Source organism: Heliorestis acidaminivorans (genome assembly GCF_008933955.1).
Taxonomy (GTDB): Bacteria; Bacillota; Desulfitobacteriia; order Heliobacteriales; family Heliobacteriaceae; genus Heliorestis; species Heliorestis acidaminivorans.
Window position 1 is genome coordinate 46,612 of sequence record NZ_WBXO01000002.1, and the last position, 22,299, is coordinate 68,910.

A 22,299-nucleotide genomic window follows, 5' to 3' on the forward strand; every position below is an offset into this window, starting at 1 on the left:
GAGCTACAATTCTGAACTATTTTTCATGCTAAAGGCCTAATTCGTTCAGTACTTCCATGGAGATAACCTTTCTTACGTGCTTCTTCATTAAGCCATACAATAGAGCGCTCTGCTTCTTTCATCGACGCTGTCAAACGAGTTCCTACAAACCAGACATCTCCATAAGGTCGCTCTGTAGAGCGCCCAGCTCGTCCAGCCATCTGAATAAGGGTGCGCTCATCATAGATGCGTTCATTTTCCGCAAAAAGAACAACTACATTAGCTCGGGGGACTGTAATCCCCCGCTCCATAATAGAAGTAGTAACAAAAAAAGGGAAAAGCTGTTGACTAAAAGCTTGTCTTTTCGCTTCGCGCTGTGGATCTCTAGAATGACTATACTCTACCCAGCTTCCCTTAAAATCGTTAAAAGGCGGACCTTTCGTTGCCTCTTTCAGAGACTCTCCCACTCTCTGGGCCAAAAAAATAGAGGGCACGAAGATAAAAACCTGAGACAAATCGCCTTCTACAGTACGATGTAAAAAGTTCAGTAATTTATCGGGAAAAATTAACTGCTCCCGATTCCAGCGCCATTCTTTTTCCAATATCATTTGAGGTTCTGGCACAGGATAACCGTGATGACGAGCTGGAATAGTTACTAAAGAAAGCTTTTTTTCTTTTACTTTTTTCTTCATCACATGATCCGGAGTAGCCGTCATGAAAACTATAGAGCCTTCTTTTTTCTTAGAGCGCATTACAGCATGATAAAGCATCTCACTACCCTGATAAGGGAAGGCATCAACTTCATCAAGCACAACAAGATCAAAGGCACGGTAAAAACGGATCACCTGATGGGTTGTGGCAATCACTAACTGGGCCTGATCATATTTGCGTGGACTACTTCCATAAAGTGTAACCACGGAAACACCAGGAAAAGCTTTTTGAATCCTCGGTTCTAGCTCTAAGACGACATCGCGACGAGGTACAGCAAAAAGCACTCTTCCCCCTGCTTCTAATAGCTGGGCAATAGCCGCAAAAGAAACCTCCGTCTTGCCAGCTCCACAAGCGGCCCAGACGAGAGCTTCTTTATTTTTTTCTCCATCGAGCCACTTAAGTAGATCGTCGCTTGCCTCTTCTTGTGCTTCCGTAAGAGGAAAAGATAAAAGAGGCCAAGAGCGGTGATTTTTTTTCCTACTTTCTCGAAACTCTTGTCCATGCCACTCTTTCCCTTCCAAAATAGATGAAGCAGATGATGAAGAAGTAGCCGTAGAGGTAGTTGACGAAGTAGTTGAAAAAGTAGCTGACGAAATAGCTGACGAAGTGGCTGAAGACTTAAACCAAGGCTCTACCTTTTCCTGCCACTGCTCTATCCAGCCTTCATCACCAGCAAGCGCATAAAGAGGTCGGCAAAGGCGCGATTCTCCCATACTAAGGCAACCATCGCAGTAATAACACTTTTCTCGACCACAACGAACACAGGAACTGACAGCAATTTGCTTGTTTTGCCCACAACGTAGACAGCGTCCTTTATCTTTTCCTTCCATGATCAAGGAAGGAAAAACTTCTACAGCACCTACTAAAGCGAGTAAATGCATCATGTCTTCTAAGTTGCCCGTTGGATAAGAAAGACGCTCTCGGCGCCAGCGCTCAGTAAGTGCTTTTTCAATCTCTCCCATGTAGAGAATGCGCCCTTCTAGCGTCTCTGCCAGAACTCGTAAATCTACAAGTCCAGTGACCAGCTCGCTTTCTACAGTCTTACTACGAACGGGCCCATAGATATGCAGTGCATAGCGTTGTCGGAACGAATCAGGTAATTCCTGCATACTTTGCAAGATTTGAGCCGCTTGATGAGACCAATAGGTTAGCTCCTCATCAATATTTTTACTTTCGAATCTTCGTGAGCTAATCTTTCCATTACCATTATTATCATTAGCAGTTTTAGAACTTCCAGTCGAATCATCCTCTAAATCAACTAAAGGCAGTCCCCAACTTAAAGTCTGCAAAGTTTTTTTCCAGAGCCGTTCTGCCTGTAGAAGACTCTGATTAAAAAGACTTCTTTTCTGAAGTCCTGACAGTCCTCGCAATTCTTGAAGTACATACAGAGCTACACCTATTGGTAAGGTAGGCGTTAGAGAAACAACTGTTTCATAACCTTCCCTCTGTAAAATAGTCAGATCAAGGCCAGGATCATGGGTGAACCCAAGCCAACTCTTCCCTTTTCCTCGAGCTAGGTAGACAAAGCCTTTCAGACAGACCACGGCATTCTCACCTTTTCCGCGCATATCCTTTATTGCTATTTTCTACCTTTGATTCCATAATCCTTCTGTTTCATGGTAAAAATATTGCATTTTTCTTTTAAAAACATAAAAAAACCCTGTAATCAGACCAGTACTCTGTACAATAGTCTGATTACAGGGGCGTGACTATGACCGTTGTGTTCAATAAAATATAAGCTCTGTTATATTTTAACAAGACCATGCTTAATGGCATAAAGAGCCGCTTGCGTTCGATCTGCCACTTGTAATTTGCGAAAAATATTGGTTATGTGGTTTTTAACGGTCTTTTCACTTATGTATAGGGTCCCTGCAATAGTAGCATTGCTAGCACCCTGGGCAATTAAGTTAAGTACATCTTGCTCTCTGTCTGTTAAATCATCGCCAGGGTGGTTATCCCTTTTTCGCGGCCCTAAAAAGCTACTTTGCTTTTTTTCCGATTCAAGAGACTTATGTTTTTCTTGAGTCACCTCAACAGACTCAGAGGAACTTTGCTTAAATCTGTTAGAACGCATACGAGCCTGTGCTAAGGCTTTGGTTATTACCGTTGATGACAAAACTGATTCTCCCTGAGCTACACAATAAATAGTGCTGTATAGTGTGTTAGGGTTAACGTCTTTGAGCAAATAACCGTCTACACCACTATCGATAACTTTAATAATCTCTTCTTCCTCATCATGAGCCGTCAAAATAATAATCCCAATTTCCGGCATTTCTGTCTTGATAACTTTGCTAGCTTCAATGCCTGTCATACCAGGCATATGAATATCCATCAAAATAACCTGAGGCCTGACCTTGCGAGCTACGTTGACAGCACCTTGACCATCGCCAACTTCATCAACCACTTCCATACGCTCATCAAGCTCTAAAATTTTACGTAAACCCTGCCTCACGAGAGTGTGATCGTCAGCTAGCAGAATCCGAATTTTTTCCTTGTTGTTCATCGTCATCACTTTTCTCCTCCAAAGGAATCCGAATCAACAAGGTAGTACCTTTGCCTTCACTGCTACGAACCTCTACAGTTCCACCTAATAAGGCGGCCCGTTCTTTCATACCTAGAAGACCGAAGTGCTCACCTTGTTTCTTTAATGATTCCTCCACATTAAAGCCCACACCATCATCTCGAATCAACGCTGTTAGGGTTTCTGCAGTCATCTCAACTTGTACTTTCACCGATTTAGCTTTGGCATGCTTGCGTACATTATTAAGCCCTTCTTGAATCATACGAAAAAGAGCAACTTCATAGAGCGTGCTTAAGCGTTTCTCAGCACCTTTAAAATGCCGCTCTACAACTAGATCTTTTTTCTCTGCAAAATCATCAAGATACCTTTCAATAGCACCATACAAACCAACTTCTTCTAAAGCCATAGGGCGAAGGTCATAAATAATCTTACGAACTTCCAGCAAATTGGTCTTTACCAAGCCTTTGAGTTCCTGTAGTTCACTGCGCACTCGATCTGGAGCAAGATCTAGCAATCTCTCACAAAGCTCAGCCTGCATTACAATGCTAGACATCACTTGAGCAGGCCCATCGTGAATCTCTCGAGCCACCCGGCGACGCTCATCTTCTTGCGCTAAAATAACGCGCAAGGCCATCTCTTGCCTCTGCTGTGCTTCTTCAAGCTTACCGCTAATCTCCTTGAGATTGCCACCAATAAAATTAAGTATAACACCCATCTGCGACATAAGTTGCTCAGCCCGCTCAACCATCGCTTGTAAGTGGCGTAGTCTACGTTCTAAGTCGTCTCTTTTTGCTCTCAGCTGTTGTTCCCGCTCTCTTAACACAGCCAGCTTCACTTGAGTTTCCTGAGCTTCTTCATAAGCTTTGCGAATATCTTCTTCTGTATAGCGATCAAGTCCACGGCTCACTTCCATAAGCCGTACACGAGATCTTTTCTCTCGCTTATAAAATTCGTCAACTAACGTAATAACTTGATGGGTCTTTTCTCTAATTTCTTTTAAGTCCTCTTTTACACGATCACATTCGGAGCGGGCATCTTCTGCAATGGAAAATATTTGTTCTTTTGCCTTTTCCATCGCTCCGACGGTCTCTTGGACAACCTTATCTAGAGCACTAAAATCCAATAGACTTCCCTCCCCCCGACTTTATTATTTTCGACAAGAGCCGCTAAGTTCCTGCTTAACTCTACATTTGTCATGGATTAACAACATTTGAGATTAGATGGTTTATCAAGATGGTTTATATCAAGATGCTTTACCTCAAGAGAATTGAAAAAGCTCTCCGGTGTGAATCGGAGAGCGGGGGAACTATGTGAAAAAGATGAGCCTAAAAAACTAGTCTTTATAGACCTAGTGCCTGCTTTACGTCTTGTTGAATTGCTTTTAGCTCCTCTTCGCTGTTAGCTTCTACATAGAGGCGAAAGAGCGGTTCTGTGCCTGATGGACGGACAAGGGCATAGGAACCATCTTCTAGCAAGACTTTGACACCGTCGATAGCTAGGCGCTTGACGACTTTTTGCCCAGCAACTGTAGCAGGGTTGTAACTTTTGAGGGCTTCTAAGATAGTTGCCTTCTCTTCTGGCAAAGTATGCAAATCAAGTCGCTCAGAAACTAGTGTACCATACTCTGCCGATATTTCTGCCAGAATCTCTGTAAGCGGCTTTTGGGCAATAGCTCTTACTTCAACCATCAACAAGCAAGCTAAGATACCGTCTTTTTCTGGTAGATGGCCACGTATGGACAAACCACCCGATTCTTCCCCTCCTAAGAGGCAAGCAGGATCACGTAAAGATTGACCAATATATTTAAAACCTACAGGCGTTTCTTCTACTTCCAAGCCTGCCTTGCTGGCAATGCGATCTAACATATGGGTGGTAGCAACTGTTCTAGCCACTTTTCCACGCTCTTCTTTACGCGTTAAGAGATGATGGAAAAGTAATGTTAAGACCTGATTGGGATTGATATAAGAGCCATCAGCCTCAATAATCCCAAAACGGTCGGCATCACCATCTAAAGCAAGACCAAGGTCTGCACCGGTAGCCAAAAGCTCTTCTTTCAAGGCTGTCAATACAGACGCCGAAGGCTCAGGCATAATACCACCAAAGAGTGGATCACGATAGTCATGAATCGCTTTACCTTCTAAGCCCGCTTCTTTTAAGGAAGCTTCAATATAGCCGATACCAGCACCCCACATAGGATCGACGACTATTTTTAAGCCAGAAGCGCCAATGGCAGAGAAGTCAACTACTTGCTTTAAAGCTTCGATATAGGCATCGTGAGGCTCAATAGAGCGAACTAAACCTTGCTCTTGAGCTTTTGGGACTCGTAAGCGAGGAATAGTAAGACTCTTCTGCTCTCTCATAGCTAGCATTTCGTTAACGAAACTTTCTATGCGATCTGTAATCTCTGGCATAGCAGGCCCTGCATATTCAGGAATAAACTTAATGCCATTATACTCAGGCGGGTTATGACTAGCTGTTAACATAATAGCTCCCGCCGCCTTATAGTGCTGAATTGCAAAAGCAGTCACTGGCGTTGGCAACGTCTTCTTCGACATTAAGACAGCAATGCCATTCCCTGTTAAAACCTCAGCCGATCTCTCTGCAAACTTTTCTGCAAAAAACCGATTGTCGTAACCGATTACAACACCACGATCAGCCAAACCCGCTTCCTGAACATAACGGGCAATAGCTTGCACGACAATTTCTAGGTTGGCAAAAGTAAATTCTTCAGCCATAATAGCCCGCCAACCATCGGTACCAAACTTAATGGTCATGGAAGTCCCCCTATCCTTTGACTAAAAGTAGATTACCCGTTACTTTCCTTCTCTTATACGGTCTAATTTTCCTTCTTGTCCTGTTGTTAACATTAGAAATGCATCGTAGATAGGTAATTGGTTCCATAACAAGATTTCCTTCTTCATCTACAGAGAATCGAACGAGACTCCCTTTCGGGAATGCACTCCATAACTCAATAGGAAGGTCTACTTCACCTTCTGCCGTCATCTGAATCTGTGCCAATGACAAAACGGGAACACCTCCGCCATAAAATTATGTCCTTTCTCAACCAGTGAACTAGGCGGATCACTGACTGGCGATGTAAGCATAACATAGCATCGGACAAGATGTCTTTAAAAAGCCGTCGAAGATCTCTGTCGAAAATAGGTCTATATTGTCGCAAAAGCACTATTACTTTGTCTAAAAAGGTTAGTCTAAAACATTAAAAAGCACCTGAACCAAAGTGGTTACAGATGCTTTCTTAATGGTTTACTTCTTTGTTAATTAACTTAAGAAATTAATTAATAAGACTTTTTTATTTTTCTCTAGCTTCCTACTTAGCGGAAACTAACTAGATCTTGACGAATAAAGCCAGTTCGTCCATCTGTTAGTCGCACCTGATACCACTTCTCTTTATTCACACCATCGTGAACATTTAAGATCGTAAATTCTACGCCCTGATCAAGAGTCGTCACTGGTCTATAGTCAACACCGGGACCGTAACGTAAGAAAACACCTACAGAAGGTTTTACAGCACCTGTTTGACTATTCTGTTCTTCAGCACCACGGGAAGGATTGTTAACTGGTGTGGCTGGCTCAGGCGCTGGAACTACAGTAGGCTCAGTAGAACCGTTAGCTACCGGCATAGGAGGTAAGTCTATTTTCTTCCCTGTACTCTCCTCTACATTTTGGCGCAAAACTTCGACCCTTTGATTGAGGCCCTTGATTTGATTATGTAGATCTGCTGTTTGTTCACCTAGAATACGGTTAAAATAACTTCTTGAAATAAGCGGATCAGCATTACTACCTGGTGTAATGGCACTGGCTATCACCATTTGACCCAAAATAAATCCACTGATTGTGAAAGCCAGTCCAAAAGATGTCAGCTTAATCCACTTACGCATTCTTTTACTTGATTTGTCAGCTGTTTCAGAGAACAAGACTTTCTGCTCTTCTTCTGTTAAGCCTAAATCTAACTCTCTTTCATTGTTCTCTTCTTTTGTTCGAAGATCACTCATTGATTTTTATACCTCCCAGCAATCTGATGGGTTACGTGGTTACCACTTGCGGTTACACGTTTTCCCCAAGCCTATTTCCACCAGATGGCCTATGAATCCAGCCCCAACCTCTCTTTATATAGGCTATGACGTTTCTTTCTCTGTTTTTAAACCAACTTGACTAGCCGCTATCTCCTGAGCACTGCCAGTTCTCCCTAAAATACCGACTCGATCAGCCATCAACAACATGAAGCTAGAAAGCAAGATAAGAATAAAGAGACTTTGTGCTGTCGAAACGGTTGTAAGAACAATAGCTGTAACACCAAGTACAATGTTGATTCCATAAATAATTAGTACAGTTTGAGGGTGAGAAAAACCGAGAGCTAGCAAGCGATGATGGAGATGATCTTTGTCAGCCTGAAAAATAGGTTGGCCTTTTTGATAGCGTCGAAAAATGGCAAATCCTGTGTCCAGAATGGGAATACCTACAATTAAGATGGGAATGATGACGGATATAACGGTAGCAATTTTCACTAGACCCATAATAGAGAGACAACCAAGGGCAAAACCTAGAAACATAGCCCCCGTATCACCCATGAAAATTCGAGCTGGATGAAAATTATACTTCAAAAAACCTACAGAAGATGCGGCTAAAATCAGTGCTAAATAGACAATGAGCACTTGACCTTGTGTCCAAGCTACTATAGCCATTGTCAAAGCGGCAATTGTGGCTATTCCCGAAGCCAGACCATCAAGACCATCAATTAAATTGACAGCATTAGTGACAGCAATGATCCAGAAGATAGTAATAGGAACAGCCAACCAACCTAAATCGAAAGTATGGTAGTTATAAAAAGGATTCGTAACAAAGTCTACCGATATGCCAAAAGGAATTACAGAAGCAGCTGCCACAATCTGGCCAAGCAACTTCACTTTCGGTGGCAGGTCATAAGTATCGTCCACAATCCCGACGAGAACGATAATGGTAGAGCCAACAATCAACCCTAGAATGGGAGGCTGTAAAAAGTCTCCATTCCAAAAGCCCATGGCTAGTACAGTAAGTACAAAACCACCATAAATAGCCAGACCACCTAAACGAGGCATAGTTTGCTGATGAACTTTTCGCCCTGAAGGCTTATCAACAGCACCAATTTGAAAAGCGAGCCAGCGCGCTACGGGGGTCAACGCGAGGGCAACCATGAATGCAGCCGTGGCTGCCAGAGCCATCGACACCTGGAACCCTCCTTAAAGGTACATCATCTCTGAAGAGTACTTTTTCATAAATAACTCCGAAAACTCCATTTTGTACAAGTTCATCTATATTCGTATTGTACTGCATTGACTACTGACCCTTCAATAACTTCCCAAAAGGATTGGCAAATAAATTCCCGAAAAGACCAAAAGATCCCTCTTTTTTTGCGTAAAAAGGCCAAAAATCACTACAAGAGTCCTAAATTTCTCTCTTATCGTTCTACCGCAAAAGTTAGCTCTGCTTCACAGACTAGATCCTCTCCGACATAAGCTTTGCCTGTGGCTTTACCAATATTGCGGCGCAGAGCTTTCATCTCTACCTCTAAACGCAAAATATCACCGGGAAGAACTTGTCTACGGAAGCGTGCCCCATCAATGCCTGCAAAAAAAGCGATTTTTCCTGCATACTCAGGCATTTTCAACAAAGCAACAGCACCCGTTTGAGCCAATGCCTCAACAATCAACACACCAGGCATCACAGGATGACCGGGGAAATGACCTGGAAAAAAAGGTTCATTAATCGTAACATTTTTTATTGCTACGGCACTTTTGCCAACCTCGAGCTCTACAACTTTATCGATAAGCAAAAAAGGAGGTCTATGTGGTAGAATACCCTGAATTTCCTGAGCTGATAGATTCACTTTCTCCCTCATATTCATCAATCTTCCTTTCTGTAAATTTGTTGGAAAAAAGGAACGACGGCACTTCGTGTCGAACTTATTGTCGTCCAAGTGGACATTCTTGTCAAATTATCACAATATCAACATCATAATGTAGGAGGAACAGTGTCGTAATGAAAATCGTTGACGAAAAAGGGCGTCTCTTTGGTTTAGTCAACCCCCTTGATCTAATCATCTTAATTGCTGTCATCGCCCTGGTAGCAGGTCTAGCTACCAAGACTAAGACTATTGTAAGTACTACCGTTACAGAAGTAGAACTTACCGCTTTTTTCAAAAAAGTGGAGCCCGAACTGCTTGGTAATTTGAATACAGAAGATCCTCTCGTTGGAGCTGGTGGTTTTATCGATGATGCCAAAATTGTGGCTATCGACGTAAGACCACATATTGAAACATCTATCACTAACACCGGCGAGCGTATAACAGCAGAAGATCCCTACTACAAAGACGTCCGCGTTACTGTGCGTGGTATCTCCCGGTCAGCTACAGCTGACTTACGCGTAGGCTTGCAGGAAATCAAAGCAGGTCGTGAATACTGGTTAAAAACACAGTTCATTCAACTACAAGGCATTACTGAGTCCGTACAAGTCCTTGACTCTCGTGAAGTAATCGCCGAGGAATGATTTTCCCTTTATAGTTAACTATAACTTAACCTCTAAGCCAAAGTCGTGACCATATCAGACAAACGACTTTCCCAAGAATGGGCTTCCGCCATTTGGACTCGCTCCCTTGCTTTTTCGGGACTATTTTCTGCTAGAGCCTTGTCAATGTGCTGGAGAAACTCTGCTTCATTATAACCGACAGCAATAACTGGCTCAAAAGGAATGACTTCTGGAAGAGCTGTAGAAACAACAGGACAGCCCGCGGCTAGGTATTCATAGATTTTTACTGGGTTTACGCTCATGGTAAGCTCATTAAGCTTAAAAGGCGATAAGGCAACGTCAAAGTGCTGTACGTGACTAGGCAATTCCTGGTAAGGCTTACGCCCCAGCAAAAAGACGTTTTCCATACCTTCTAAAGGAGATAAGTCTGTTTCGGCTGGGCCAATTACGACGAGCGCACAATCTTGGCGGTGTTGAGCTACTTTCGCCATCAACTCTATATCGATCCAGTCACCTAGACCACCGACAAAGCCAATGATACGGTCATAATTTCGAGGCAAGTCTTTCCGTTTCTCTATATCTTTTTTTTCGAGACCTAAAGGTCGACGGAAATGTTCCACATCGGCACCGTTAGGCACAATTTTTACATCTGGTCGCACTTTTTTCATTTTCTCAGCTAACGCTTTAGCTGAAGCGAAAACTGCATGGGATTGCTTGGCCAGATCATTTTCCATGGCCTGCATAACCTTTTGATCGATAAGGCCTGTGAAAGCACCGTGATCATCGACACAATCGTAGATCACTTTTGACCAAGAAAGATTTTTTGCTTCTGTAAGATCACAAGAGCCTGGCAAGTATGTCCATAAGACAGCCTCAGACCAGTTAAGTTCTTGAAAAGCTTGTGACAGAGACTGCGCTAGTATTTGCTGATTAATGCGATTTACAGACCTGTTCATGCCGTGAAATGGAAGAAAAAGAGGCGGTTTGAGCAAATAGATCTGGTCTTTTTCGATAATTTGCAGACCTTTTTTCTCTTGCCAACGGCTTTTCCAGAGCGCTGGATTTTTTAAGGGCGCTATATAAGTAATCGGGGGATCGACATAAAGAATCTTGTGACCTTGCGCGGCTAAACGCACCATTAACTGCTGGGCTCGGGCCCACATCCCCTGCCATTCTGCCGCCGCGATACAAACTATATTCAATAAACTTCATCCTTTGTTAATCTGCTTTGTCTAATCTGCTTTGAAAATTACTTTATCTTGAATTCCTTAGAATTCTTCATTTGTGAGGTGACTCTTCTGAATACCATTCAAACGCTTCAGCTGATAATTGTCAACAGCTTCTTTGTCAGAATGTTGCTCTACCTCTATCGGGGACTCCTCCAGCTAGAAAAGCTGTGGCTCGCGGGACGGTTTCATCATTTTTTGGAGCAATCTGCCAAAGTCTCCTCACAAGGTGTCGTAGGGCGTTATTTTGGCTCAGATCCGCTGGAGCGCTTGCACCGTCAAAGATCATCGTCCTTTATCCTAGGACTTTGGAGTAAAGTTACTAAGCCACTAGAACAGCTTCGATTAAAGTTTATCGCTTTTTTAGAAGAACTATCAAGAGGCAGTCTCTTTGCTACCATAGTCAGGCATATGGCTTGCCCCGAAGGATGGCAACTAGGGGGACTCGCTCGCGCTGGTCTAGCTTTTATAGCTGGCTTAACAGTAGGCTTACTGCTTTTAGGTGCATTAACCATAAAAAAAGCCCTCGCCTTTGCTTTGGTAGTGGCATTATTTCTTTTCTGGCGTAACAGTACAGTAACAATTCTGCGCATCTGGCGTCAATCAGTACCTGCTCAAGTGGCTGACTTTTTCGTGCCTGCTCAAGTAGCAAGTCCATCGCCAGATTCTCAAAAAGACTATCCTGAAGAGTCAAGTTCTCACGAATCCAGACGAGACCGCTATGACGTTGTAGCGCCACCATTAGAAGGCCTAAGCGCCTACACCATGTATGGCCTACTTCTGCTCTTTGGCGCACTTATCGGCTTTTTATGGGTACGCATGAATAGCCCTTATGTACTTGCCCTACCTTTTATCTTACTAATAGTGCAATTACTCTTTTTCCGACCTCTTTTGGGACTCTGGGCACTAGCCCTTTATGGTCCTTTCGACTGGTTCTTACGGCAGTATGTAGACCGCTTTGGACTTCCCAATTGGTGGGATGAAGCACTCTTACTTCTCATGGCCAGTGCCATCGGTGCTCACTGGCTTAGTCAAAGAGATTTTCGCTGGAAGATACATCCTACTTTTTATGCCTTGACAGCTTTCATTGCCGTCATGCTCTTTATCTTCTTAATTGACTATACCTACCCCCGAATTCACGTTCCCATTGATGGTTTGCGCGTTATTGTGCAACATATGCTCTGGTTCTACCTAGCTGTACAACTGCTAAGACATTCGAAAGATTCACTGAACTTACTTGTCGGATTTACCTTAGCTACCACGATTATTGCCCTTTATGGCGTATATCAGTACATCACAGGAGCACCCATGCCTTCTACCTGGGTAGACCAAGCAGAAGTAGGCATTCGGACCCGAGCTTACTCCATCATCGGCAGTCCTAACGTTTTAGGAAGCCTACTCGTCCTCTCCACCCCCCTAGCATTAGCTCTAGCTTACCGTGGCACACCGACACAACGGCTTTTCTATCTAGGCTGTGCCGCCATCATGGGACTTTGCATGGTCGTAACCTTCTCCCGCGGTGCTTGGCTTGGACTAGCCCTAGCCATCGTCCTCTTTGGAGCAATCTACGATCGCCGTCTCATAGCAGGCCTATTGATCGGAGCAATCTTACTACCTATCGCCTTACCCTCCGTAGCCGACCGAGTCAGCTATCTCCTAAGCCCCGATTACTTCAGCAAATCAGCCCAAGGCGGTCGTATTGACCGCTGGAACATGGCATTAGAAAAAGTACAAGAAAAACCACTAACCGGCATCGGACTTGGCCAATTCGGTGGTGCCGCCGCCGATCATAACAAAGACTTCCTCAGCCACCCCACACTCTACACCGATAACTACTACCTAAAAACAGCAGCAGAAACAGGCCTCATCGGCTTCTTCTCCTTCATCTTCCTCATGATCGCCGTCATGCGCATGGCCTTCGGCGTAGCCGCCCATGCCCCACCCCACCTCAAAGCCCTAGCAACAGGAGTAGCCTGCGGCCTTACAGGAGTAGTCTTCCATAACGCAGTAGAAAACGTCTTTGAAGTACCCATGATGGTCGTACTCTTCTGGCTCTTCACAGCAATCGCCTGGAAGTTCCGTGGCGGGGAAAGCCCTATGGACGTAAGGATGGACCATAGATAAACTTACAATTTCATTAAGTAGACCATTGTCTGGACCGGGGAATAAGTAAAGCCACTTACCATAGAGCATTAAATGCTCTTGGTAGGTGGCTTTTTTAATGTGGCTTTTTAACGTGGTTTTTTAACGTGACTTGTAGTTCTAAAGACTTAATTACTTTTCTAAGACTACCACTACCATGCGGACAAAGTACTCTTTAGCACCATTGATTTTGCTAAGAGGAGCAAGAAAATCACGCAAAGGTGCTTCACGGTAGTAGGCAACTTTTAAGTATGGTGTGGCTTTTAGGATCTTTTGAAAACGCTCTATAGTCATACCATTAACGTAACTTAAGTACTCTCGCCCCTGAGCGTCTTTGCTAAAACGAAAAGCAATGCGTTTCTCACTATCAGGATAGACACGTACTAAGTCTTTATAAGCATCAATCATAGTCTGCTCAGAAAAAAGACTATGCACCCAAGGAATAGCAATAGCATCCGAAAGATGAGCACCGTAAGGATGATAATAAGGAGGGAAATTAACGAAAAGACGACCACCTTTTTTCAAAACCCGATGGGCTTCCCGCAAAGCTCCCTCAGGATCACCAACGTGCTCCATAAAATCATTAGCAATAATAACATCAAAAGTCTCATCAGCAAAAGGCATCGCCGTCGCATCAGCCGCCACAAAATCAACAGAATCCAGAAGGCCCTCTTGCTCCGCTAAAGCCCGTGCTTCCGCAATAAAATCAGGCAAAAGATCAAGGCCCACAACTTTTTTCACACCACGCGTTGCATAATAACAAGTCTTCCCACCAGGCCCACAACCCATATCCAGCACAACCCGATCCTCAAAAAGCTCCCGCTCCGAAACAGCCTGCAAAAAATAACGCAACGTCTCCCCGCCACGCTCCATCTGCCACTGAGCCGTACTCTTCGTACCATCTTGAGCCATATTAAGAGGATGAGCTGGTTGTGGGAACAAAGTATTCAAAAACTTGAGCATAGAAACTGCTAAGGCCACGACACTAACCTGCCTTTATCATCAAAAGTACGAGAACAACAAGAACTCACCCAGAAACAACCCCAAAAACACAAAGCCCTTAGACCAAAGCCCCTAGACCGGGGGAAGATATTTCTGGAGAGAGGGCTTGGCGACCTCAGCTGTCGACAGCTTGCTGTCGAAACAGCGTGGGAGACGCCCGTTCGGAAGAAATGGCTTCCACCGGTCCAGGCATAATGTATCTCCAGAAAGCACTCCATTTTATGAACTTACTGACAAGAGGCACTCTTAAGAACGCAACTTCCCAGCAACAGCAACAACCTTTTCCCGCGCCAGATCAATAGCCATATTGACCTCCTCAATGCGCATCAACCAAACCAACAAGGCATAAACGGCAAAGCCAACACCAATAGCACCTGCTAGCTGGATAATCTCACCAAGTCCACGCTGATAACCCATAGCATGATAAAGATAATCGTTGACGAAATAAACAACAATACCCATCACAGCAGAAGCCAAAGCCACTTTAGCAAAGACAACTATTTGGCCTGACAAATTCCAACCGCCAGTGCGCTTCCACAAAATCCACCCGAGGATAATCATATTAATAGCCGTAGAAATAGAAGTTGCCAAAGCAAGACCGCCATGACCCATAGGACCAATAAGTAGTAAGTTTAAGACAATATGCAATGCCACTGACAAAGCGCCAATTTTCACAGGCGTCTTCGTATCTTGTAGCGCATAAAAAACGCGAGTATAAAGGTCACGCATAGCCGCTGGCAAAATACCTAGAGCATACCAGAACAGAGCAATAGCCGTAACAATCGTATTTTCCGGTGTAAAAGCACCACGCTCAAAAATCACACGAATAGTAGGCACAGCTAGGACCATCATGCCTACAGTCATAGGAATTAACAAAAGAGTATAGTAATTAGTCCCACGACCAAAAGCTCTCTGCATACCTGCAAAATCACCGCGGGCTACCAAAGCCGACAAAGCCGGGAAGATAGGTACAGCAATAGCCTGTACAAAAATACCCATCGGCAACTGCATCACTTGATTAGCAAAGTTCAAAGCGGCAATACTACCCGCTTCAAGGCCCGAAGCGAGAATACGGTCAATTAAAATATTCACCTGACCGATGCCCACACCAATAATAACAGGCACAATCAGCAAGCCCACCTGGCGAACTAGAGGATCTTGAAGATCCATAGTCATCTTATAACGAAAACCATAGCGCGACAGCATAGGCACCTGAATAGCTAATTGCAAAAAGAGGCCACCTAGAATCCCTATCGCAAGAGCGTAAACACCCATAGTAGGCGAAAGAAAAATAATAGCCAAAATTACAGAAATAGAAGCCACCAGAGGACCTAGCGCAGGAACTAAGAAATGATCATAGGAATTAAGCATCCCCATTGTAATGCCTGCAACAGAAACAAAAATCAAAGTAGGGAACATAATCCGCATCAGATCAACAGTCAAGTCAAGACGTTCACCAGAAAAGCCAGGCGCAATCAACTTGACTACCACTGGTGCAAAAAGCATCCCCAGAATCACCAAAACGGTAAAAGCAATAAAAACAACATTAAAAACTGTAGATCCAAGACGCCAAGCTCGTTCTCTTTCATCAGCCACCAGCAATTTAGTGAAGGCAGGAATAAAAGCGGCCATAAAAGCACCTGTCATGGTAACACCAAAAATATTCGGTAGCGTATAAGCTACTACATAAGCATCTACAAGCTCAACAGGAAAATAGCGAGCTGTGAGCATTTCACGAATAAAACCGAAAAAACGCCCTGCCAGGGTCACCACCATAATGAGGGCCGCGGCTTGGGCGATACGATTCGCTTTGAGCATCTTACACTCCTAGATCCACTTGCTCTTCTTTACTTTATCTTTGAGCGCGTTTTTACTTTTTTCTACTATTTGCTTGTCCTCATCCATCATATGCTCATAAAGCGCTTCCGTCCGTTCCGCCATTTTTTTGACGGTAAAACGCTCATGTATTGTTTTCAAGGCTGTCTGACTGAGGCGCTTCATCTTTTCACGATCTTCCAGGAGGTTAACAATGCCTGCCGCTAAAGCCAGCGGATCGCCTGCGGTAATAAGGACACCATCTTTGCCATCAGTAATCACCTCAGGGATACCACCAACACGGCTAGCCACGACAGGGCATCCACTAAGCATACTTTCCATTACTGTCAGACATAGACCTTCCGACAATGAAGGCAAAGCTAAAATATCAATAGCTCTATAAACAGGTGAAACGTCATCACGAAAACCAGCAAAAATAAAATAAGGCGACAAACCTTCTGCAATGACCATTTCCTCTATTTCAGGACGGTGAAAACCATCGCCGACAAGTAGAAAACGTACATCGCGATGTAATTTAACAATCTCTTTAGCCGCTTTTACTAGTACAGCATGACCTTTTACAGGATGAAAACGACCAACCATGCCAACTAGCGGTGTACACTCATTCAAGCCATAGTGCTTTCGCAATTGTTGAGCTATCTGATCCCGTTGAACAGGATTAGGCAATTGATCAATGCTGAAAGAATTGACACAGTAGGCTAAGGAAACGGCATTAGCATCCTCTTTACCATTACTTCCTACATCTTGGTCATCTTTTTTCTTATCGATACAATTAGAAGGACAATAGCTCTTCTCATCTAAAGGCTCTACCAGAGCAGTAGTGAACTTTTCCAGTTCCACTCCATTATGAATAACTGTAACTTTTTCTCGAGGAATACCCTGCTCGACAAGTGAAGTTTTAATAAATTCCGATATAGCTATATAACGATCAGTCAATCCACTCGTAGCGCATTCTAACCAGTAGTTTAGCTTTCGAGCTACTTGATCTGGATAATCGTGCTCTAAAACACTGTGCACCGTCGTTATAATCTTTCTAGAACCAACAAGCGCCGCCGCCAAGCGACCAATCATATTAGCTCGAACCCCATGGGTATGCACAATCTGAGGATCGACCTTTTTAATAACCTGAGCTACTTTCCAGAGGCTAAATATGTCAAACTTGCTCCGCATAGGTACAGCAACAGCAGACACCCCTTGTTGTTGTGCCCACTGTAAAAGCGGGGCCGGAAAAAGACAGCACAAATGCACCTCGATTTTACCAGGTGAAAGATGTCTGGCTAAGTCCAGGATATGAATCTCGGCGCCGCCGATTTCCCCTCCGCCAATTATATGCAATACTCGGATAGGCCTGGACATGGACTCTCCCCCATTGCCAGAATCATACTCATTATAGCGATAAATGGACGTTAAGACAAGCTATACCTCTGTTGGAGTAGGACTTTTTACCTGTAAAGACCAACGACTGAGGTCTGGTTTTTTCTTTTTAATCATTTCTTGAGGGTAGACAAATGTCCACATGCGAGCCTTACCTGGTGAGACCAGAAAGTTTTGCAACTGAAACTGCGCCCTAGCCACTTCCTCTTCCTGTGCATCAAAAAGCACGAGAGGTAATTGCTCTATTTTCAAAGTTTTTTCACTGCCATTGCGAATCACCACAGCAACGAGCAGTTTTTCCCCTTCCATCTGGGCCTGTAGCGGTGTAAAGCCAATCTCGCCTGGTTTCACCAAGGGCATCTTCAACAGTATATTCTGCAGATAAGCAAGTCGCTCAGCCGGATAATCTTCTGGAATACCTTCTAACTCAAAATCTTTCCGACCTGTACTGACTTCTTCCATATCAAAAGCAATAGCCCAATCATCTTGTTGAACCTGCTCTACAGACACATTTTCCCGAGCAAAAGACAACTCCCACATCACTTTACCACCCGGTGGAATCTTGCCAAGTGCAGTAAGATCAAAAGATTGTTTAGCTAGAATACGATCTTCTTTGTCCTTTAAAATCAGGGGAATCTGCTCCAAAATTACAGGCTGTTTCATATTGTTGTGAAAAACTACACCAACCTGAATCTCATCATCAAAATTTAATAAAAAAGAACCTGTAACGGTAACTTCACCTTGCACGCTTTACGCCTGCCTTTCTCCTACTTGTAGACCCTAATAATTATACTTGATTTTTTACCATGGCCTTAGTATTCTTCGGATACCATCTAAATCCTGCAATTAAGCTAAGATCTATCAATCTTTGAAAATTCCTTAACATATGCCCCAAAAACAAGCCATAAAAGGAGGAAGGACCATGACCATTCTCAAAAACGACTGGGCAACACTTTTAGAAGAAGAGTTTCAAAAACCTTATTATATACAGTTACGCCAATTCCTAAAAAAAGAATACGATACAAGCACAGTTTATCCAGACATGTATGATATTTTTAACGCCCTTCATTATACACCTTATGAAGAAACGAAAGTAGTCATTCTTGGCCAAGACCCTTATCACGGCCCTGGACAAGCCCATGGCCTTAGTTTTTCTGTACAACCTGGCGTCCCACTTCCACCGTCACTACAAAACATCTACAAAGAATTGCAAAGTGATATGGGCTGTCCTGTACCCCCACAGGGTACTCTTACTAGGTGGGCTCAACAAGGTGTACTTTTGCTCAATGCCGTCTTAACAGTCCGAGCCGGTATGGCTAATTCGCATCAAGGTAAGGGCTGGGAAGTATTCACTGATCAAATAATTCGTAAATTGAACGCTCGCGAAAAACCGCTCGTCTTTATCCTCTGGGGCAAAAACGCTAGAGAAAAAGAAGCCCTAATCACTGCACCACAGCACTTAATCATTCAATCGGCCCATCCTAGCCCCCTTTCAGCATACCGCGGCTTTTTCGGCAGTCGTCCCTTTTCAAGAACTAATGCTTTTTTGCGCAGTCAGGGCATGACAGAAGTTTCATGGATTTAACAAACTTCTTTTCCAAAATTTTTTCACTTTTCTACCCATACCCCCCTACCGTATCACTTGTTGTTGTGTTATAATCACGATAGTTAATTTTCAGGGAGGTTAGGGGTATGCACAGTAAGTACAAGGATTACGCTTTTATCATTACACTTTCTTATCTTACCTTGGGACTATTTTATCCTCTTTTTGGCTATGTGATGGCCCTTTGTATGCTCACAGCCATTGGGATATCACTATTTGCTGGCCGTAAATGGTGTGGCACTCTTTGTCCGAGAGGTTTTCTATATGATAAGTTTCTTGGCCAAAACAAGAAAAAGTCCATTCCCGCTTGGCTGAAAACAAAGCAAGCTCGCTATGGTTTTTTCGCTATCTTTATGGGTGTCTTTATGTGGCGTCTCTACTTGACAGGCGGCGATGTTTACGCCATCGGATCTGTATTCATCACCATGGGCATTATCTCAGGTCTTATCGGCTTTGGCCTTGGTATGCTATACAAAACAAGAAGCTGGTGCGCTATCTGCCCCATGGGTACTATGGCATCTTGGTTTGCTAGCTTAAGAGCCAAACCAGCCGCTCTAACTCTGGCGGCCGATTGCAAAACTTGCCGAGTCTGTGAGAAAAGTTGCCCCATGGATGTGCCTATCGTAAGCTACAAAAGTACAGAACCTGCACCTGTAGCAGATCATAATTGTATCAAATGTAAAGTTTGCGTAAGCACTTGCCCTCGTGGCGCTATAGCTTGATTTACTTGATTAATAGCTTGATTTAATAGAATCTAAATAAAAATTTTTTTCTTACCACATTTTGTCTTCATTAGGTCCTCTTCTTTTTGTATAATAACGATGGATAATTAAACCATTCGTATTATTTCAATTAGGAGGGGACTTTCTGTGCGTAAAAAGCTAACCACAGCGGCTCTAACTGGTGCATTTACCCTTTCCATCGCTTTTAGTGCAACAGCCGCCGACAGCCAACAGGCATCTTTTGCTATTGGCGCTAATGAGTTTAAAGTAAATGGACAAGCCATCTCTATGGAACAAGGTGTTGTTGTAGAAAATGACCGTACTTTCGTTCCACTTCGTTACCTCTTACCTGCTCTTGGCCTCAACCAGGACAATGTAGCTCTTGACGCAGAAGCTCAAACTGCTACTCTAACAGCAGGCGACAAAATTGTTGTACTTACAGCTGACAGCACCGATCTACTCGTTAACGGTGAAGCTACTGCTATGGATGTTGCACCTCAGTTCACCGAGAATTGTGTATTAACACCCCTGCGCTTTGTATCCGAAGCTTTCGGCTTTACCGTTAGCTGGAATCAAGAAGAACAGGCTATCGTTATTACAAAAGAGTGTACTGAAGAAGCTGTAGAAGAAGTAGTTGAAGAAGCTACTGAAGAAGTAGTTGAAGAAGTTGCTGAAGAAGTAGCCGAAGAAGCTACTGAAGAAGTAACCGAAGAAGCTACTGAAGAAGTAACGAAGAAGACTGAAGAAGTAACTGAAGAAGTAACCGAAGAAGCTACTGAAGAAGTAACTGAAGAAGCTACTGAAGAAGTAACTGAAGAAACTGCTGAAGAAGTAACTGAAGAAGTAACTGAAGAAACTGCTGAAGTTACTGAAGAGTAAGAAATACTCTCTATAAATAAACTCATAAAAAGAAGCCTTCCGAGATCCCTTGCAAGGGAAACGGAAGGCTTCTTTTTTTCTAGCAAATCTTCTAGTAACTCTTCTAATAAATCTTCTAGTAACTTTCTAGTAAATCTCCGAGCAATTCTTCAAGCAATGCTTTTAGCAAACCTTTGATCAAAATCTGCTATCAAAGTTGTTCCATATGCTTACCCTGACTCCAGAAAAATTTGCTTAAGGAAAGCAAAGCACCTAGAACTGTAGCCAGAAGCAAAGGCGTAATAGTACTGATCAGATTGCTAAATGTCCATGTAGTCGTAATCCCCATAGCACCAAGATCAGCTACCACCGTAGCACCCCAGAAACCGAGTACCATACCGCCTAAAGCTCCAATAAGCGACATTAAAGCAATTTCGCCAACCATGATAGTTATTAAAGCACGACGAGGAAAACCAATTGCTCCGTAGATAGCCATTTCTTTTTTGCGCTCTTGAACAGAAAGATTAGTAAAGGCTGTTACCAGAGCTACAATAGCCAACGTAGTTAAAACTAACAAGTAGAGGCGAAACAAAGCCATCTGCTCCACTAGTTCTTGACGACCTTCTTCAGCATCACGAATAGGCACAATAGTAGCTTCCGTAATAAGCTCAGTCAATTCAGCTATCACAGTTTGCATAGCTTGACTATCACGAGCCTGCGCTTCAATACGCGTCAAAGCTCCCCTGCCTTCTGCTGAATCATCAGCACCGAAAGACTGTACCCAAAGCAAATCGCCTCGTTCTACAAAGCGCTCCACTTCTATCAAAGCGTCATTAGGCAAATCACGACCGCGATAGGAAAGATCGGCTTGAATAGGAAAGCCCCCATAACGCAAAACCATCTGACCACTTCCTGGCGTAATGGCTAGGCGATTTTCCTGCGAAGCCAGACCTTGTTGCAACTGTCCTTCGGCGCTTTCTGTTAATGCATTCAAGCCACCATAAAAAGCAGTAGCTAAAAGCATAATCAAGATAAAAAAGATAGACCTTCCCGGGCTTCTGAGAACTCCTTTAAGAATTAAGTCAAACAAATTCAAGAAACTTCACCGGGCCTTGTAAGAGACCCCGAACCTTCCACAATAGCACCATCTTGTAAGCGAATCACTCGATGGGCTAGCGGCTCATAAGCAGGATTATGCGTAACCATCACGATAGTATGACCTTGCTTATTTAAGTCTGTCAAAAGAGCCATAACACGATTGCCATTAGCTACATCAAGAGCACCTGTAGGCTCATCAGCTAAAAGCAAGGGCGGCTCATTAACGATAGCCCGCGCAATAGCCACCCGCTCCTGTTCACCACCAGAAAGCTGTGCAGGAAGACGATGGCCTTTTTCCTCAAGACCTACTTTGGCTAAAGCTAACCTAGCTTTCTCTTTTTGCTCTTTTTTCGATATAGAAGTCATAACCAACGGTAACATTACATTTTCCAAAGCTGTTAAATAAGGCATCAAATGAAACTGCTGAAAAACAAAGCCTACATACTCGCGGCGAAAACGAGCACGCTCTTCTTCACCAAGATTAGTAACATCAATGCCATCTATTTGCACTATACCTGAAGAAGCTTTTGTTAAAACACCTAAGATAGAAAGCAACGTCGATTTACCAGAACCAGAAGGACCTACAAGAGCAACAAATTCTCCTTCGGAAATGGACATATTAACTTTTTTCAAAGCTTCATAAGCCCGTTCACCACTATCGTAAACATGGCAAATATCTTTAGCAATAATTAAACTCATCGTCTT

General features: G+C 43.5%; 19 protein-coding genes. 5 read left to right on the top strand and 14 right to left on the bottom strand.

Features of this window, described 5'->3' with window-relative positions:
• Nucleotides 1-23: 23 nt before the first annotated feature.
• From F9B85_RS03205 to fabZ, 7 genes are all read right to left on the bottom strand, one after another.
• Nucleotides 24-2,234 (bottom strand): ATP-dependent helicase ComFA, encoded by a 2,211-nt coding sequence (locus tag F9B85_RS03205; protein ID WP_170270128.1) that lies wholly within the window; start codon nt 2,232-2,234, stop codon nt 24-26.
• A gap of 200 nt (nt 2,235-2,434) precedes the next feature.
• Nucleotides 2,435-3,199 carry a response regulator gene (locus F9B85_RS14860; protein ID WP_279237706.1) on the bottom strand — a complete coding sequence of 255 codons (765 nt, stop codon included), beginning with the start codon at nt 3,197-3,199 and terminating at the stop codon, nt 2,435-2,437.
• Nucleotides 3,156-4,334: a sensor histidine kinase gene (locus F9B85_RS03215; protein ID WP_151618511.1), complete on the bottom strand. Its 1,179-nt coding sequence runs from the start codon at nt 4,332-4,334 to the stop codon at nt 3,156-3,158. Before F9B85_RS03215 ends, F9B85_RS14860 begins: the two co-directional genes overlap by 44 nt.
• A 217-nt stretch (nt 4,335-4,551) precedes the next feature.
• A complete protein-coding gene (locus F9B85_RS03220; RefSeq protein WP_151618513.1) occupies nt 4,552-5,985 on the bottom strand; it encodes a phosphoglucomutase/phosphomannomutase family protein in 1,434 nt (477 codons plus the stop codon).
• A 558-nt stretch (nt 5,986-6,543) separates the two neighbouring features.
• Entirely contained in the window at nt 6,544-7,224 is a 681-nt protein-coding gene (locus F9B85_RS03225; RefSeq protein ID WP_151618515.1) for an SH3 domain-containing protein, read from the bottom strand.
• 123 nt (nt 7,225-7,347) lie between these two features.
• The gene (locus F9B85_RS03230) at nt 7,348-8,430 is read right to left on the bottom strand and encodes an MraY family glycosyltransferase (protein WP_151619075.1); all 1,083 of its coding nucleotides are present in this window, start codon (nt 8,428-8,430) and stop codon (nt 7,348-7,350) included.
• Between the two features lie 236 nt (nt 8,431-8,666).
• Entirely contained in the window at nt 8,667-9,107 is a 441-nt protein-coding gene (gene fabZ / locus F9B85_RS03235) for a 3-hydroxyacyl-ACP dehydratase FabZ (protein WP_279237707.1), read from the bottom strand.
• Between the two features lie 140 nt (nt 9,108-9,247).
• On the opposite strand from fabZ, the gene F9B85_RS03240 reads away from it, so the two are divergent.
• Nucleotides 9,248-9,754 carry a DUF4330 domain-containing protein gene (locus F9B85_RS03240; RefSeq protein WP_151618519.1) on the top strand — a complete coding sequence of 169 codons (507 nt, stop codon included), beginning with the start codon at nt 9,248-9,250 and terminating at the stop codon, nt 9,752-9,754.
• Between the two features lie 32 nt (nt 9,755-9,786).
• On the opposite strand, the gene F9B85_RS03245 is transcribed toward F9B85_RS03240, so the two are convergent.
• Nucleotides 9,787-10,935 carry a glycosyltransferase gene (locus F9B85_RS03245; RefSeq protein WP_151618521.1) on the bottom strand — a complete coding sequence of 383 codons (1,149 nt, stop codon included), beginning with the start codon at nt 10,933-10,935 and terminating at the stop codon, nt 9,787-9,789.
• A 222-nt stretch (nt 10,936-11,157) separates the two neighbouring features.
• Between F9B85_RS03245 and F9B85_RS03250 the strand changes: the two genes are divergently transcribed.
• The gene (locus F9B85_RS03250; protein ID WP_170270129.1) at nt 11,158-13,083 is read left to right on the top strand and encodes an O-antigen ligase family protein; all 1,926 of its coding nucleotides are present in this window, start codon (nt 11,158-11,160) and stop codon (nt 13,081-13,083) included.
• A 150-nt stretch (nt 13,084-13,233) separates the two neighbouring features.
• On the opposite strand, the gene F9B85_RS03255 is transcribed toward F9B85_RS03250, so the two are convergent.
• The 4 genes from F9B85_RS03255 to F9B85_RS03270 all read right to left on the bottom strand — a co-directional run bounded on the left by F9B85_RS03255 (nt 13,234) and on the right by F9B85_RS03270 (nt 18,060).
• A complete protein-coding gene (locus tag F9B85_RS03255; protein WP_151618525.1) occupies nt 13,234-14,082 on the bottom strand; it encodes a class I SAM-dependent methyltransferase in 849 nt (282 codons plus the stop codon).
• 267 nt (nt 14,083-14,349) lie between these two features.
• On the bottom strand, nt 14,350-15,921 hold the full coding sequence (murJ, locus tag F9B85_RS03260) for a murein biosynthesis integral membrane protein MurJ (protein WP_151618527.1): 1,572 nt from the start codon (nt 15,919-15,921) through the stop codon (nt 14,350-14,352).
• 9 nt (nt 15,922-15,930) lie between these two features.
• Nucleotides 15,931-17,295, bottom strand: a complete 1,365-nt coding sequence (locus F9B85_RS03265; protein ID WP_151618529.1) for a glycosyltransferase — start codon at nt 17,293-17,295, stop codon at nt 15,931-15,933.
• A gap of 60 nt (nt 17,296-17,355) precedes the next feature.
• Nucleotides 17,356-18,060, bottom strand: a complete 705-nt coding sequence (locus F9B85_RS03270) for an SLAP domain-containing protein (RefSeq protein WP_151618531.1) — start codon at nt 18,058-18,060, stop codon at nt 17,356-17,358.
• A 175-nt stretch (nt 18,061-18,235) separates the two neighbouring features.
• Between F9B85_RS03270 and F9B85_RS03275 the strand changes: the two genes are divergently transcribed.
• The 3 genes from F9B85_RS03275 to F9B85_RS03285 all read left to right on the top strand — a co-directional run bounded on the left by F9B85_RS03275 (nt 18,236) and on the right by F9B85_RS03285 (nt 20,517).
• Nucleotides 18,236-18,898: a uracil-DNA glycosylase gene (locus tag F9B85_RS03275; RefSeq protein ID WP_151618533.1), complete on the top strand. Its 663-nt coding sequence runs from the start codon at nt 18,236-18,238 to the stop codon at nt 18,896-18,898.
• A gap of 107 nt (nt 18,899-19,005) precedes the next feature.
• Nucleotides 19,006-19,638: a 4Fe-4S binding protein gene (locus F9B85_RS03280; protein WP_151618535.1), complete on the top strand. Its 633-nt coding sequence runs from the start codon at nt 19,006-19,008 to the stop codon at nt 19,636-19,638.
• 147 nt (nt 19,639-19,785) lie between these two features.
• Complete coding sequence (locus F9B85_RS03285; RefSeq protein ID WP_151618537.1) at nt 19,786-20,517, top strand: copper amine oxidase N-terminal domain-containing protein; 732 nt, start codon at nt 19,786-19,788, stop codon at nt 20,515-20,517.
• A gap of 190 nt (nt 20,518-20,707) precedes the next feature.
• Here the strand turns inward: F9B85_RS03285 and F9B85_RS03290 are convergent, their stop codons facing one another.
• Together F9B85_RS03290 and F9B85_RS03295 are read right to left on the bottom strand one after the other, a co-directional pair.
• The gene (locus F9B85_RS03290) at nt 20,708-21,520 is read right to left on the bottom strand and encodes an ABC transporter permease (protein ID WP_243138071.1); all 813 of its coding nucleotides are present in this window, start codon (nt 21,518-21,520) and stop codon (nt 20,708-20,710) included.
• Between the two features lie 68 nt (nt 21,521-21,588).
• Nucleotides 21,589-22,293: an ABC transporter ATP-binding protein gene (locus tag F9B85_RS03295; RefSeq protein WP_151618541.1), complete on the bottom strand. Its 705-nt coding sequence runs from the start codon at nt 22,291-22,293 to the stop codon at nt 21,589-21,591.
• Nucleotides 22,294-22,299: the final 6 nt, after the last annotated feature.

Coding starts and splice junctions, on each gene's coding strand:
- F9B85_RS14860 (WP_279237706.1), bottom strand. CDS start 3,199: ATGACGATGAACAACAAGGAAAAAATTCGGATTCTGCTAGCTGACGAT.
- F9B85_RS03220 (WP_151618513.1), bottom strand. CDS start 5,985: ATGACCATTAAGTTTGGTACCGATGGTTGGCGGGCTATTATGGCTGAA.
- F9B85_RS03225 (WP_151618515.1), bottom strand. CDS start 7,224: ATGAGTGATCTTCGAACAAAAGAAGAGAACAATGAAAGAGAGTTAGAT.
- F9B85_RS03230 (WP_151619075.1), bottom strand. CDS start 8,430: ATGGCTCTGGCAGCCACGGCTGCATTCATGGTTGCCCTCGCGTTGACC.
- fabZ (WP_279237707.1), bottom strand. CDS start 9,107: ATGAGGGAGAAAGTGAATCTATCAGCTCAGGAAATTCAGGGTATTCTA.
- F9B85_RS03240 (WP_151618519.1), top strand. CDS start 9,248: ATGAAAATCGTTGACGAAAAAGGGCGTCTCTTTGGTTTAGTCAACCCC.
- murJ (WP_151618527.1), bottom strand. CDS start 15,921: ATGCTCAAAGCGAATCGTATCGCCCAAGCCGCGGCCCTCATTATGGTG.
- F9B85_RS03265 (WP_151618529.1), bottom strand. CDS start 17,295: ATGTCCAGGCCTATCCGAGTATTGCATATAATTGGCGGAGGGGAAATC.
- F9B85_RS03275 (WP_151618533.1), top strand. CDS start 18,236: ATGACCATTCTCAAAAACGACTGGGCAACACTTTTAGAAGAAGAGTTT.
- F9B85_RS03280 (WP_151618535.1), top strand. CDS start 19,006: ATGCACAGTAAGTACAAGGATTACGCTTTTATCATTACACTTTCTTAT.
- F9B85_RS03290 (WP_243138071.1), bottom strand. CDS start 21,520: ATGCTTTTAGCTACTGCTTTTTATGGTGGCTTGAATGCATTAACAGAA.
- F9B85_RS03295 (WP_151618541.1), bottom strand. CDS start 22,293: ATGAGTTTAATTATTGCTAAAGATATTTGCCATGTTTACGATAGTGGT.